This is a genomic window from Actinosynnema sp. NPDC004786 (assembly GCF_053601135.1).
Window position 1 is genome coordinate 33101 of the sequence record NZ_JBSGBG010000039.1, and the last position, 13262, is coordinate 46362.

Sequence of the window (13262 nt, forward strand, 5' to 3'; positions counted from 1 at the left end):
TGGCGCCGTGTCCACCACGTCCCTGATCTGGATCATCGTCGTCGTCGCGGCACTGCTCGCGGTCGCCCTCGTGACGGGCGTCGTGCTGGCGCGACGCCGGCGGATCAGCCTCACCGAGCCCGAGCGGGACCAGCCCGCCAAGGGCGGCTACCAAGCCGGTGGCGCCATCACGTTCAACCAGCCCGCGCCGCCGGTGACCGAACCGACCAGACCGGCCGAGCCCGTCGAGCCGTCGGGCGCGTCCCCGGCCGCCGAGGTGGTCGAGCCCGTCCAGCACCCCGTCGCCGACCGCACCGAGGTCGACGGGCAGCCGGGGGTCGGCGACGACGCGGCGGTGCCCCGCGACTCGGTCAAGCGCGGGTTCGTCGAGGTCGAGCTGCCCGAGGAAGCGTCCGAGGTCGAGGAGATCGAGCCGACCGCCGGCCGGCTGGAGCGGTTGCGCGGGCGGCTGTCGCGGTCGCGCTCGACGTTCGGGCAGAGCCTGCTGGGGCTGCTCGGCGCGGGCGACCTGGACGAGGACTCGTGGACCGACATCGAGGACACGCTGCTGATGGCGGACCTCGGCGCGGCGATCACCGACCAGGTCGTGACGGCGTTGCGGGAGCAGATCGTGGCGCGCGGCGTGCGCACGTCCGACGACGTCCGCGCGTTGCTGCGCGAGGTGCTGGTCGACGCGCTGCACCCGGAGATGAGCCGGGCGGTGAACGCGTTGCCGCACGCCGACGGCGCGGGTGGCGTGAAGCCGGCCGTGGTGCTGGTGGTCGGCGTGAACGGCGTCGGCAAGACGACCACGACCGGCAAGCTGGCGCGCGTGCTGGTGGCCGACGGCCGGACCGTGCTGCTGGGCGCGGCGGACACGTTCCGCGCGGCGGCGGCCGACCAGCTGGAGACGTGGGGGTCGCGCGTCGGCGCGGCCACCGTGCGCGGCGCGGAGGGCGCGGACCCGGCGTCGGTGGCGTTCGAGGCGGTGAAGCGGGGCGTCCAGGACGGTGTGGACACCGTGCTGGTCGACACCGCGGGCCGGCTGCACACCAAGACCGGCCTGATGGACGAGCTGGGCAAGGTCAAGCGGGTGGTGGAGAAGCAGGCCGAGGTGGACGAGGTGCTGCTCGTGCTCGACGCCACCACCGGGCAGAACGGCCTGACCCAGGCGCGGGTGTTCGCCGAGGTGGTCGACGTGACCGGCATCGTGCTGACCAAGCTGGACGGCACCGCCAAGGGCGGCATCGTGTTCCAGGTCCAGCGCGAGCTGGGCGTCCCGGTGAAGCTCGTGGGCCTGGGCGAGGGGGCCGACCACCTGGCCCCGTTCGAACCGACCGCCTTCGTGGACGCCCTCCTCTCCTGACCCCCGCGCGTGTCGAACCTCCAGGCCCCGTGAGTCGAACCTCCAGGACCCGTGAGTCGAACCTCCAGGACCCCCGAGTTCACCGTTCAGGTCCCACCCCGTTCGGCGGGAGCCGGGCCGCCCGAGCGGTGAACTCGGGGGTCCCGAGTGTTCGACTCACGGGTCCTGAGGGTTCGACACGCGGGTCAGGTGTGGGCGGTGTGGGCGGAGAGGCGTTCGGCCACGGCCAGCACGGCGGGCACGATGCGCGCCACGGACTCCTTGGTCAGCCGGCTGTCGGGACCGGAGACCGACACGGCGGCCAACGCCGGGCCGGCGCGCAACGGCACCGCGACGCACCGCACGCCCAGTTCCTGCTCGCTCTCGTCCAACGCGTAGCCCCGGGCGGCGATCCGGTCCAACGACGCCAGCAGCACGTCCGCGTCGGTGATCGTGTTCGGCGTGTACGCGGGCAGGCCCGTGCGCGCCAGCAACGCCCGCACCTGGTCGCGCGGCAGCTGGGACAGGATCGCCTTGCCCACGCCCGTGCCGTGCGGCAGCAGCCGGCGGCCGACCTCGGTGAACATCCGCATCGAGTGCCGTGACGGCACCTGCGCCACGTACACCACCTCGTCGCCGTCGAGCACGGCCAGGTTCGCGGTCTCCCCCACCCGGTCGACCAGCTCCGCCAGGAACGGCCGCGCCCACGTGCCGAACTGCCGCGACGCGGTCTCGCCGAGCCGGATCAGCCGCGACCCGAGCGCGTACCGGCGGTTGCTGTTCTGCCGCACGTACCCCAGCGCGACCAGGGTGCGGATCAGCCGGTGGATCGTCGGCAGCGGCAGGCCCGAGGCGGCGGCCAGCTCGGACAGACCGGCCTCGCCACCGGCGTCGGCGAGGCGTTCGAGCAGGTCGAAGGCACGCTGGAGCGACTGCACGCCGCCCGTGGACTCCGCCGCCACCGACACCACTCCTTCGTTGCCGTTCCGCGTGGCGAAAACTATAGTCCGCGAAGTAGAAACCGACTCGGAATCGAGGTGGGCTCCCATGTCCGGTGTTCGCGTCCTCGGGGGCGAGGTGGAGCGCGGGGGCGAGATCCTCACGCCGGACGCGCTGGAGTTCGTCGCCGGGTTGCACCGCGACTTCGCCGCCACCCGGGACGAGCTGCTCGCCCGCCGCGCGCGGCGTCGCCCGCTGGGTTTCCTGCCCGAGACGCAGGCGGTCCGCGACGGCGACTGGCGGGTCGCCGAGGCCCCCGAGCCGCTGCGCGACCGGCGGGTGGAGATCACCGGGCCGACCGAGCGGAAGATGACGATCAACGCGCTGAACTCCGGCGCGAAGGTGTGGCTGGCCGACCTGGAGGACGCCAACACGCCGCACTGGCACAACGTCGTCTCCGGCCAGGTCAACCTGTACGACGCCGCCCGCGGCACGATCGAGCACACCTCCCCGGAGGGCAAGCGCTACGTGCTGCGGGACGACGTGCCGCGGCCGGCGATCGTGGTCCGGCCGCGCGGCTGGCACCTGCCCGAGCGGCACCTGGAGATCGACGGCCGGCCTGCGGTCGGCGCGCTGGTCGACTTCGGCCTGCACTTCTTCCACAACGCCGAGCTGGGCCGGCCGTACTACTACCTGCCGAAGATGGAGAGCCACCTCGAAGCCCGGCTCTGGAACGACGTCTTCACCGCCGCGCAGCAACGGCTCGGCGTGCCGCACGGCACCATCCGGGCGACCGTGCTGATCGAGACGATCCCCGCCGCGTTCGAGATGGAGGAGATCCTCTACGAGCTGCGCGACCACGCGTCGGGCCTGAACGCGGGCCGCTGGGACTACCTGTTCAGCGTCATCAAGTACTTCCGCGACGCCGGGCCGGACTTCGTGCTGCCCGACCGCAACAGCATCACCATGACCGTGCCGTTCATGCGCGCCTACACCGAGCTGCTGGTGCGGACGTGCCACAAGCGGGGCGCGTTCGCCATGGGCGGCATGGCGGCGTTCATCCCGAACCGGCGCGACCCGGAGGTCACGCGCGACGCGCTGGCCAAGGTGCGCGACGACAAGCGCCGCGAGGCGGGCGACGGCTTCGACGGCTCGTGGGTGGCGCACCCGGACCTGGTGGCGGAGTGCGCGGACATCTTCGACGCGAAGCTGGACGGCAGGCCCAACCAGCTCGACGAGCTGCGGCCCGAGGTGTCCGTCACCGCCGAGCAGCTGCTGGACTTCGCGTCCGCCGGCGGCGCCGCGACCCGGGCGGGGCTGGAGTCCGCCGTGGACGTCGGCGTGCGCTACCTGCTGTCGTGGCTGGGCGGCAACGGCGCGGCGGCGATCCACAACCTCATGGAGGACGCCGCCACCGCCGAGATCTCCCGCTCGCAGCTCTGGCAGTGGGTGCACAACGACGTCGTGCTCGACGACGGCACGCCGGTCACCGCCGACCTGGTGCGCGACGTGCTGGCCCGGACGAAGCAGCAGCTCGACGGCGAGCACCTCGACCTGGCCGTGGAGCTGTTCGAGCAGGTGGCGCTGTCGGACGAGTTCGTGGACTTCCTGACCCTGCCCGCCTACGAGCGGATCGACTGACGTGCCGCGCACGTCGCTGCCGGCCGAGGCGGTGCGGGCGGTCACCGCGCGGCTGTCCGACGGCCCGTCGCACGCGCCGGCGGGCCGCCAGCCGGTGCACACCTGCTACGTGCCCGCCGACCGGGTGACCCCGGCGACGCTCGGTGACTGGGGTGCGCAAGCGCTTGCGGCGCTGGACGCGCACGCCCCGGACGGCCTGGCCGGGGTGCTCGACCTCGCGCCGGACGTCGCCGGCGCGGTGGACGGGCGCGTGCGGGCGAAGCTGGCCGCCGAGCCGGTCGAGGACCTGCGCATCGACTTCGAGGACGGCTACGGCGTCCGGTCCGACGCGGAAGAGGACGCGGACGCCGAACGCACCGCGCTCGTGGTGCGGGACTGGCTGCGCGACGGCGTGGCGCCGCTGCGATTCGGGTTGCGGATGAAGTCGTTCGACACCCGGGCCTCGCGCGAGCGCGGCATCCGGACGCTCGACGTCTTCCTCACCGCGCTGGGCGACGCGCCGGACGGCTTCGTGATCACCTTCCCGAAGGTCACCTCGGTCGCCCAGGTGGAGGTGCTCGGCGACGTGCTCGACCTGTTCGGGCTGCCGCTGCGGTTCGAGATCCAGGTCGAGACCACGCGGTCGGTCGTGGACCCGGAGGGCAGGCTGGCGCTGCCGAGGTTCATCGAGGCGGGCCGCGGCCGGGTCAGCGGCCTGCACTTCGGCACCTACGACTACACGGCGGGCTGCGGCCTCGGCGCGGCGCACCAGCACCTGGCGCACGGCGCGTGCGACTTCGCCCGCAACGTCATGCAGGTGTCGGCGGCGGGCACCGGCGTCGAGCTGTCGGACGGCTCGACCAACGTGCTGCCCGTGGGCGACGCCGTGCACGAGGGCTGGCGCACGCACTACCGGTTGGTGCGCCGGTCGTTGGCGCACGGCTTCTACCAGGGCTGGGACCTGCACCCGGCGCAGCTCGTGACGAGGTACGCGGCCGTGCACGCGTTCCACCTCGAAGGCGTGGCGGCGGACGCGGCGCGGCTGCGGGCGTACGTGGCGAAGGCGGGTGGCGCGGTGCTGGACGAGCCCGCGACGGCGCAGGCGCTGTCGTCGTCGTTCCTCCGCGCCCTGGACTGCGGTGCCCTGGACGAGGACGAACTGCGCCGCGCCACGGGACTCAGCGTGACCGATCTCCGGGCGCTAGCCAGAAGAGAGTGATCACGGCATCGCTGGATGAGGTGATTCTCGAACCGGCGAAAGGCCGGACCGTGCGACACCGGTCAGGGTGTGTGCATGACCATGAGGGCCGGCTTGTGGACCGGGCTGCCGGACCTGGAGCGGGCGGAGTTCCGCTACCAGGTGGTGGCGTGCGCGGCGGACGTGGACGTGCTCATCGCCGCCCTGGCGCGGCCCGAGTGCAACGACGGGATGCTGGAGCACTTCGCCCGCGCGCCCGACGCCGAGGGGGAGAGCGACCACAACCTGGTGCTCGCCGTGCGGGGCCGGTGGGGCTACCTCAACTACGTGGACGACCGGTTCACCGGCTGGCCGAAGGGCGACCCGGACGCGCCCTACGTGGACGAGGACTACACCGACTTCCCGCCGGGCGTGGGCGTGCCGCTCACGACGTACCGCGAGCTGCTGCTGGAGTTCATGGTCACCGCGCGGCGGCCGACGCTCGTGGACTGGTACGAGGAGGCCGACCTGTTCCACGCCTGGCGGTTGCAGCGGATGGCGTTGCGCAAGGGGGTCACCAGCGACCGGAAGTGACCGGCCCGCTCAGAACGCCGGCAGCGCGTACCAGGCCGAACCGGGGTCCTCGGCGTCGTCGCGGAGCACGGAGCCCTCGATGAGCCCGTACGGCCGGTCGGCGGCGAAGAACACCTCGTTGTCGTTCTCCAGCCCGAACGGCGACAGGTCGACCGCGAAGTGGTGCTTGTTGGGCATCGACAGCCGCACCTCGGCCACCTCGGGCCGCTCCCGCAGCACCGCCTCGCCCATCGCGTAGAGCGTCTGCTGCAACGACAGGCTGTGCGTGTCCGCGAACGCGGTCAGCAGCAGCCCCCGGATCGCGGTGAAGCTCTCCGCCCAGCCGACGCCGTCGCCCTGGTAGCGCCACCGGGCCGTCACGGACGTCGCCAGGATCCGGTCGTCGGTCTCGGCCAACGTCGTGTACTCGTCGCGCGGGAAGCCGTGGAACTCCGATCCCGCCGACTTGAGCACGACCAGGTCCCGCACCCCCGACACGACCCACGCCCGGTCGCCGTCGACCGTCACGGCGGTCGTGCGCTTCTCGTCGCTGCCCCGCACGAACGAGTGACCGTTGCCCTCGATCCGCTCCCACGCGTGCTCGTCGATGAGGACGCGGGCGCCGGTGATCGCCTCCTGGGTGGCGACGAAGTGCCGGCCCAACCGCAGCGCGAAGTCCTCGACCTCGCCGACCGGGGCCTGCTTGGCGAAGGCGTAGACGGTGTTCTTCTGGGTGTCGGTGGCCAGCACCTTCGAGTTGTCGCCGGTCAGGTGGGTGTCGGCGAGGTCGCCGCGCAGGGAGGTGCCGACCGTGAGGTCCCTGATCGTGTGCACGGGGCCGTCGCGGGTCACCGTGACGAGGCGGACCTCCGCCTTCCCGTACTGGTTCGGCCCCAGGACGATGGCCATCGGTCAGCTCCCTCGGTAGGTCGTGAAGGCGAACGGGCTCAGCAGGACCGGCACGTGCAGGTGCCCCTGCTCGCCGGTGACCCGGAACGCGATCGTGATCTCCGGGTAGAACGGCGTGTCGACCTGGAACACCAGCCGGTGCACGCCGGGGGCCACCCCTTCGGCGAACCGCAGCCGGCCGTCGTCGTCGGTGACGCCCTCGGCGAGCACCGAGCCGTCGCGCTCCAACCGGACGGGCACGCCGACGCGCGGCCGGCCTGCCTCGGCGTCGAGCACGTGGGTGGACAGCGACGTCGACGCCGGGGGTGTCATGCCAGCACCTTCCTCAGCCTCAGGGCCGCGATCTTCGCCAGTTCCCGGTTCACCACGCGCAGCTCGACGTCCGGCGGGTTGGCCATCCGGGCGGAGAGGTCGGCCAGCACCTGCTCGCCGTCCAGCCCCGTCGCGCACACCAGGTAGATGTGCCCGAACCGGTCCTCGTAGGCGGCGTTGGCGGCCGCCAGCCGGTCGGCGAGGGACTCGGCGACGCCCGACTGCTCGTCGGCGGACCACTTCGCCGGGACGCCGTCGCCCGCGGCCTTCTCCCCGATGCGCGGGTGGCCCGCGACGGCGGCGCGCACCTCGTCGTCGCTCAGGTCGGCGAACCGGTCGGAGGCCGCCAGCAGCGCGTCCACGTCGGCGTAGGGGCGGCCGGCCAGCACCGCGTCGACCCAGCGCGGCACCGCGAGGCAGTCCGCGAGCACGGGGCGGAGGTCGGCCGCGGGCGCGGAGTTGAACCCTTCGAGGTCGGGCACTGAGGTTCCCTTTTCTGGATCGCGGAATCCGGGTTCCGCAAAGAGGGACCGTACGAGTGCCCTCCGAGCGTGTCAACAGTCTTGCGCCGCCGTCGAGCCTTGCCTAGTCTCTCGTTATACGGAAGATAGCTTCCGCATTGTGGAAGGAAGTTCCCCATGCGGTACGACGTCAACCTGTCGATCCTCTTCACCGACCTCCCGGTGCTGGCACGGCCCGCCGCGGCGCGCGCCGCCGGGTTCGACGCGGTCGAGTTCTGGTGGCCGTTCGCCGAGGCCGTGCCCCCGTCCCGCGAGGTCGAGGCGTTCGAGGCGGCCGTCACCGACGCCGGGGTGCGCCTGGTGTCCCTCAACTTCTTCGCGGGCGACCTGTCCGCCGGCGACCGCGGCCTGGTGGCGTGGCCCGGCAGGCAGTCGGAGTTCCGCGCCGGCGTGGAGATCGCGGCCGGCATCGCGCGGCGGCTGGGCTGCCGCGCCCTCAACGCGCTGCACGGCAACTTCCCCACCACGGACGCGGCGCTGGCCAACCTCGCGTTCGCGGCCGACGTGGCGGCCGAGGTGGACGCGGTCGTCCTGGTCGAGCCGCTCTCCGGCGCGCCGGACTACCCGCTGCGCACGGCCGCCGACGTGCTGGAGGTCGTCGGCCGGGTGGGGCGCGACAACGTGGCGCTGCTGGCCGACCTCTACCACTTGGCCGTCAACGGCGACGACCTCGACGCCGTCGTCTCCGACCACGTCGACCGCATCGGCCACGTGCAGGTGGCCGACGCGCCCGGCCGCGGCGCGCCGGGCACGGGGGACCTCGACGTCCTCGGCTACCTCGCGAAGCTCGAAGCCAACGGCTACCGCGGCCACGTCGGCCTGGAGTACCGGGCGTCGACCGGCGGCTTCGACTGGATCCCCGGGAAGGGGCGCTGATGGGCACCATCGGATTCATCGGCCTGGGCGTCATGGGCACGCCCATGGCCGCGAACCTGGTCGCCGCCGGCCACCGGGTCACCGGCTTCGACCTCGACCGGGACGCCCTCGGCAGGCTCGCCGCGGCCGGCGGCACGGCGGCCGCGAGCGTGCGCGACGCGGTCGAAGGCGCGGAAGTCGTCATCACCGTGCTGCCGGACCACCCGCAGGTGGAGGAGGTCGTGCTCGGCACGGTGCTCGACGTGGTCGCCGAGGGCACGCTCCTGATCGACATGAGCACCATCCGCCCGGAGACGTCCGCGGCGATCGCCGAGGCGGGCGCGGAGCGGGGCGTGCGCGTGCTCGACGCGCCGGTGTCGGGCGGTCAGACCGGCGCGGAGCAGGGCACCCTGTCGATCATGGTCGGCGGCGCGGAGGCGGACTTCGCCGCCGCCCGACCGGTCCTCGACACCCTGGGCACGACCGTCGTCCACGTCGGCCCGCACGGCGCGGGCCAGGTCGTGAAGGCCGCGAACCAGCTCGTGGTCGGCGGCATCTACGCCCTGGTGTCCGAGGCGATCGTGCTGCTGGAGGCGTCCGGCGTGGACGCCGGGACCGGGCTGGACGTCCTGGCGGGCGGGCTGGCCGCCAACCGGGTCCTGGACCTCAAGCGGCACTCGATGGTCGCGCGCGAGTTCCGGCCGGGCTTCCGCATCGACCTGCACCACAAGGACATGGGCATCGCGCTGGCCGCGGCCCGGCGCGCCGACGTCGCGCTGCCGGTGACCGGGCTGGTCGCCCAGCTCGTCGCCGCCGGTCGTGCCCGCGGGTACGGCGCGCTCGACCACTCTGCCCTGCTGACCGTCGTCGAGAACCTGTCCGGGAGGGCGTGATGGCCAAGGTCCCCGTCATGCGGGCGGTCGTGGAAGTGCTCAAGAGCGAGGGCGTCGACACGGTCTTCGGCTGCCCGGGCGCGGCGATCCTGCCGCTCTACCAGGCGATGGAGCAGGACGGCACGATCGAGCACCTGATCGTGCGGCACGAGGAGGGCGCCACGCACATGGCCGACGGCTGGTCGCGCACGACCGGCAACGTCGGCGTGGCCATCGGCACGTCCGGCCCCGCGGGCACCAACATGATCACCGGCCTCTACACCGCGCGGGCCGACTCCGTGCCGATCCTGTGCGTCACCGGGCAGGCGGCGACGACCAAGCTGCACCAGGAGGCGTTCCAGGCGGTCGACATCGTGGCCGTCGCCACGCCCGTCACCAAGTGGGCGGTGCAGGTCAAGGAGGCCGCGCAGGCGCCGTGGATCTTCCGCGAGGCGTTCCGGGTCGCCCGGTCGGGCAGGCCCGGACCGGTGCTGATCGACCTGCCGGTCGACGTGCAGCGGCAGGAGATCGAGTGGGACCACACCATCGACGCGCCGCTGCCGGTCACCAGGCCGCAACCGCACCCGGCGCGCGTCGAGCGGGCGCTGGACCTGCTCCTGGCCGCCGAACGGCCGCTGCTGCTCGCGGGCGGCGGCGTGATCCTCGGCGAGGCGCACGAGGAGCTGCTCGCCGTGGCCCAGCACCTCAACGTGCCGGTCCAGGCCACGCTGATGGGCAAGGGCGCGTTCGACGAGGACCACCCGCTGTACGCGGGCATGACGGGCATCCAGACGTCCCAGCGCTACGGCAACGCGTCGTTCCTGGAGAGCGACCTGGTCCTCGCGCTGGGCGCGCGGTTCGGCGACCGGCACACCGGCGACCTGCCGACCTACCGGGGCGACCGGAAGTTCATCCACGTCGACGTCGAGCCGACCCAGATCGGCAAGGTCTTCGGCCCCGACCTCGGCGTGGTGTCGGACGTGAAGGCGTTCCTGACCGCGCTGCTGGCGTCGGCCCGCGCCCGCACCGGCCCGCGCCCGGACAACGACTGGACCGCGCGCACGCGGGAGCTGAAGGCGAACCTGCCGCGCCGCGAGGACTTCGACACCGTGCCGGTCAAGGCGCCGCGGGTGTTCAAGGAGGTCAACGAGTTCTACGGCCCGGACACCTACTTCGTCACCGCGATCGGCCTGTACCAGATCTGGTCGGGGCAGCACCAGAAGGCGCACAAGCCCCGCCGCTACCAGGTGTGCGGCCAGGCCGGGCCGCTCGGCTGGGAGATCCCCGCCGCGATCGGCGTGAAGAAGGCCCTCGAACGCACCGACCCGTCCGCCGAGGTGGTGGGCATCGTCGGCGACTACTCGTTCCAGTTCCTGGTGGAGGAGCTGGCCGTCGGCGCCCAGTACGACGTGCCGTTCGTGCTGATCATGCTGAACAACGAGGGCCTGGGCCTGATCCGGATGGCCGAGGACCACGGCGGCTACGGCATGGCGTACCAGGTGGACCTCCACTACGACGACGTGGGCTCGGACCACGTCAAGATCATGGAGGCGTACGGCTGCTCCGGCACCAGGGTCACCGAGCCGGGCCGGATCCGGGAGGGCCTGGCGTGGGCGCGTGAGGAGGCCCGACGCACCAGCAGGCCCGTGCTGGTCGAGATCATGATCGACCGCGAGGCCGACACCCCCGACGGCACGTCGATCGCGGCGGTCCGCGAGTACGAGGAGGCGCCGTGACCGCCCCCACCGGCGGCGCGGGCCGATCCCCCGACGTCCGGCCGCTCGCATCGCCGCCGATCGCCTGGTTGAGTGACGACCATGGACGTGGTGCTGCGCGCTGCCCGAGTCGTCACCCCCGAGGGTGAACGCCGTGCCGACGTGGGCGTCGAGGACGGCCGGATCGTCGCGGTGGCCGACCGCCTGGACGGCCGGCACGTCGTGGCGCTCGCCGACGACGAGGTGCTCCTGCCCGGCCTGGTCGACACGCACGTCCACGTGAACGACCCCGGCCGCGGCGAGTGGGAGGGCTTCGAGACCGCGACCGCGGCGGCGGCCGCCGGCGGCGTCACCACGATCATCGACATGCCGCTCAACAGCCTCCCGCCGACGACCACCGTCGCCGCCCTGGAGGCCAAGCGGGAGGCGGCCCGCGGCCGGGCGCACGTGGACGTCGGGTTCTGGGGCGGCATCGTGCCGACCAACCTGGACGACCTGGTGGAGCTGCACGACGCGGGCGTGTTCGGCTTCAAGTGCTTCCTGATCCACTCCGGCGTGGACGAGTTCCCGCACGTCACCGAGGCCGAGCTGCGAGCCGCGCTGGCCCGGCTCGGCCCGCGCGACGCCCTCACGATCGTGCACGCGGAGGACCCGCACGAGGTCACCGAGCCCGGCCCCGGCTACCGCGGCTTCCTCGACTCCCGCCCGCACCGCGCCGAGGTCCACGCCATCACCACGGTGGTCGACCTGGCCAACGAGACCGGGGCCAGGCTGCACGTGCTGCACCTGTCCAGCGGCGAGGCCGTGCGGCAGGTGCGGACCGCCAAGGAACTCGGGCTGCGGCTCACCGCCGAGACCTGCCCGCACTACCTCACCTTCGTCGCGGAGGAGATCGGCGACACCGCGACCGAGTTCAAGTGCTGCCCGCCGATCCGCGACGCGGCCAACCGCGAGCAGCTCTGGCGCGCGCTGCGCGACGGGCTCGTGGACCTGGTCGTCAGCGACCACTCGCCGTGCACCCCGGAGCTGAAGCGCGGCGACTTCGCCACCGCGTGGGGCGGCATCGCGAGCCTGCAGCTCGGCCTGCCCGCCGTGTGGACCCAGGCCCGGCAGCGCGGTCACGACCTGACCGACGTGGTCCGCTGGATGGCCACCGCGCCGGCCGACCTCGTCGGCCTGACCGCGAAGGGCCGCATCGCGCCCGGCGCGGACGCCGACTTCTGCGTGTTCGCCCCGGACGACGCGTTCGTGGTGGACCGCGCGGCGCTGCGCCACCGCAACCCCGTCACGCCCTACCACGGCCGGCCGCTGGCGGGCGTGGTGCGGCAGACGTGGCTGCGCGGGCGGCCGATCGACGACCGACCGCGCGGGCGGTTGCTGGGCGGCCCCGGCTGAGCCGGGGACGGACGAGAGGAGACGCATGGCGGAGGTCCCCGGCTGGACCCGACTGCCCGACCTGGCGTGCCGCCCGGTCGGCGGCAGCGTGGTGTGGGCCAACGACGAGCTGTTCGCCGAGCGCGAGAACCTGATCCTGCCGTCGGAGCCGCGGTACCGGACGTTCACGTTCGGCCACAAGGGCCAGGTCTACGACGGGTGGGAGACGCGGCGGCGGCGCGACGAGGGCGAGGACCGGGCGATCGTCCGCCTCGGCCTGCCGGGCGTGATCGAGGGCGTCGTCGTGGACACCGCGTTCTTCAAGGGCAACTACCCGCCGTTCGCGTCGGTCGAGGCCACCTCCGCCGCCGGCTACCCCGCGCCCGAGGAGCTGACCGACTGGGAGCCGATCGTGCCCAAGTCGCCGCTCGGCGGGGACCGCAAGCACTACTTCGACGTGTCCTCGCGCCGCCGGTACACGCACGTGCGGCTGACCATCTACCCGGACGGCGGCGTGGCCAGGCTGCGCGTGTTCGGCGCGCCGGTGGTCGACCCGGACCTGGTCGTGCCGGACGCGCTCGACCTGGCCGCGCTGGAGAACGGCGCGTCGGTCACCGGGTGCAGCGACATGTTCTTCGGCCACCCCAACAACCTCATCGCGCCCGGTCAGGCGGCCGTGATGGGCGAGGGCTGGGAGACCGCGCGCCGCCGTGACGGCGGCAACGACTGGGTGGAGGTCGAGCTGGCCGCGCCGGGCGTGATCCGGCTCGCGGAGCTGGACACGAGCCACTTCAAGGGCAACGCGCCCGGCTGGGCGTCGATCCGGGGGCGGGACGCGCGCACCGGCGCGGAGTTCGACGTGCTGCCCCGCACCCGGCTGCAACCCGACACCCGGCACCGCTTCCGCGTGGAGGACGCGGCCGAGGCGACCCACGCGCGGCTCGACATCTACCCGGACGGCGGGATGGCCCGCCTGCGGCTGTTCGGCCGCCTGACGCCCGACGGCCTGGACGCGATCACCCGGCGCTACCGCGAGTCGTCGTAACCGCCCGAGGAGCCTTGCCCCGGCGT

General features: G+C 73.2%; 13 protein-coding genes. 9 read left to right on the forward strand and 4 right to left on the reverse strand.

Annotated features, from left to right (window positions below; genetic code table 11):
* Positions 1-7: 7 nt before the first annotated feature.
* Positions 8-1345 carry a signal recognition particle-docking protein FtsY gene (gene ftsY / locus ACWEFJ_RS29035; protein WP_378088115.1) on the forward strand — a complete coding sequence of 446 codons (1338 nt, stop codon included), beginning with the start codon at positions 8-10 and terminating at the stop codon, positions 1343-1345.
* A gap of 185 nt (positions 1346-1530) precedes the next feature.
* On the opposite strand, the gene ACWEFJ_RS29040 is transcribed toward ftsY, so the two are convergent.
* Positions 1531-2286, reverse strand: coding sequence for an IclR family transcriptional regulator (locus tag ACWEFJ_RS29040; RefSeq protein WP_378088113.1), 756 nt, complete (start codon positions 2284-2286; stop codon positions 1531-1533).
* An 85-nt stretch (positions 2287-2371) separates the two neighbouring features.
* On the opposite strand from ACWEFJ_RS29040, the gene aceB reads away from it, so the two are divergent.
* The 3 genes from aceB to ACWEFJ_RS29055 all read left to right on the forward strand — a co-directional run bounded on the left by aceB (position 2372) and on the right by ACWEFJ_RS29055 (position 5654).
* Positions 2372-3904 (forward strand): malate synthase A, encoded by a 1533-nt coding sequence (gene aceB / locus ACWEFJ_RS29045; protein ID WP_449715660.1) that lies wholly within the window; start codon positions 2372-2374, stop codon positions 3902-3904.
* A gap of 1 nt (position 3905) precedes the next feature.
* Positions 3906-5102, forward strand: coding sequence for a DUF6986 family protein (locus tag ACWEFJ_RS29050; RefSeq protein WP_449715661.1), 1197 nt, complete (start codon positions 3906-3908; stop codon positions 5100-5102).
* Positions 5103-5177: 75 nt separating this feature from the next.
* A complete protein-coding gene (locus tag ACWEFJ_RS29055; RefSeq protein WP_378088107.1) occupies positions 5178-5654 on the forward strand; it encodes an Imm1 family immunity protein in 477 nt (158 codons plus the stop codon).
* Between the two features lie 9 nt (positions 5655-5663).
* On the opposite strand, the gene pucL is transcribed toward ACWEFJ_RS29055, so the two are convergent.
* The 3 genes from pucL to uraD are packed head-to-tail and all read right to left on the reverse strand — an operon-like array spanning position 5664 to position 7336.
* Positions 5664-6542 (reverse strand): factor-independent urate hydroxylase, encoded by an 879-nt coding sequence (gene pucL, locus ACWEFJ_RS29060; protein ID WP_449715662.1) that lies wholly within the window; start codon positions 6540-6542, stop codon positions 5664-5666.
* Between the two features lie 3 nt (positions 6543-6545).
* Positions 6546-6854: a hydroxyisourate hydrolase gene (locus ACWEFJ_RS29065; RefSeq protein WP_449715663.1), complete on the reverse strand. Its 309-nt coding sequence runs from the start codon at positions 6852-6854 to the stop codon at positions 6546-6548.
* Positions 6851-7336, reverse strand: coding sequence for a 2-oxo-4-hydroxy-4-carboxy-5-ureidoimidazoline decarboxylase (uraD, locus tag ACWEFJ_RS29070; protein ID WP_449715664.1), 486 nt, complete (start codon positions 7334-7336; stop codon positions 6851-6853). The genes ACWEFJ_RS29065 and uraD overlap by 4 nt, the downstream gene beginning before the upstream one ends.
* A 156-nt stretch (positions 7337-7492) precedes the next feature.
* On the opposite strand from uraD, the gene ACWEFJ_RS29075 reads away from it, so the two are divergent.
* From ACWEFJ_RS29075 to alc, 5 genes are all read left to right on the forward strand, one after another.
* Complete coding sequence (locus ACWEFJ_RS29075; protein WP_449715665.1) at positions 7493-8251, forward strand: hydroxypyruvate isomerase family protein; 759 nt, start codon at positions 7493-7495, stop codon at positions 8249-8251.
* A complete protein-coding gene (locus ACWEFJ_RS29080; protein WP_449715666.1) occupies positions 8251-9123 on the forward strand; it encodes an NAD(P)-dependent oxidoreductase in 873 nt (290 codons plus the stop codon). Before ACWEFJ_RS29075 ends, ACWEFJ_RS29080 begins: the two co-directional genes overlap by 1 nt.
* Complete coding sequence (gcl, locus tag ACWEFJ_RS29085; protein ID WP_449715667.1) at positions 9123-10838, forward strand: glyoxylate carboligase; 1716 nt, start codon at positions 9123-9125, stop codon at positions 10836-10838. Before ACWEFJ_RS29080 ends, gcl begins: the two co-directional genes overlap by 1 nt.
* 81 nt (positions 10839-10919) lie before the next feature.
* Entirely contained in the window at positions 10920-12212 is a 1293-nt protein-coding gene (allB, locus tag ACWEFJ_RS29090; protein ID WP_449715686.1) for an allantoinase AllB, read from the forward strand.
* A gap of 25 nt (positions 12213-12237) precedes the next feature.
* Entirely contained in the window at positions 12238-13236 is a 999-nt protein-coding gene (alc, locus tag ACWEFJ_RS29095) for an allantoicase (protein ID WP_378088093.1), read from the forward strand.
* The last annotated feature ends 26 nt before the right edge of the window (positions 13237-13262 follow it).

What these genes read in the sequence shown, in the direction of transcription:
- aceB (WP_449715660.1), top strand. Translation starts at nt 2,372, where the DNA reads ATGTCCGGTGTTCGCGTCCTCGGGGGCGAGGTGGAGCGCGGGGGCGAG.
- ACWEFJ_RS29055 (WP_378088107.1), top strand. Translation starts at nt 5,178, where the DNA reads ATGACCATGAGGGCCGGCTTGTGGACCGGGCTGCCGGACCTGGAGCGG.
- pucL (WP_449715662.1), bottom strand. Translation starts at nt 6,542, where the DNA reads ATGGCCATCGTCCTGGGGCCGAACCAGTACGGGAAGGCGGAGGTCCGC.
- ACWEFJ_RS29065 (WP_449715663.1), bottom strand. Translation starts at nt 6,854, where the DNA reads ATGACACCCCCGGCGTCGACGTCGCTGTCCACCCACGTGCTCGACGCC.
- ACWEFJ_RS29075 (WP_449715665.1), top strand. Translation starts at nt 7,493, where the DNA reads ATGCGGTACGACGTCAACCTGTCGATCCTCTTCACCGACCTCCCGGTG.
- ACWEFJ_RS29080 (WP_449715666.1), top strand. Translation starts at nt 8,251, where the DNA reads ATGGGCACCATCGGATTCATCGGCCTGGGCGTCATGGGCACGCCCATG.
- gcl (WP_449715667.1), top strand. Translation starts at nt 9,123, where the DNA reads ATGGCCAAGGTCCCCGTCATGCGGGCGGTCGTGGAAGTGCTCAAGAGC.
- allB (WP_449715686.1), top strand. Translation starts at nt 10,920, where the DNA reads ATGGACGTGGTGCTGCGCGCTGCCCGAGTCGTCACCCCCGAGGGTGAA.
- alc (WP_378088093.1), top strand. Translation starts at nt 12,238, where the DNA reads ATGGCGGAGGTCCCCGGCTGGACCCGACTGCCCGACCTGGCGTGCCGC.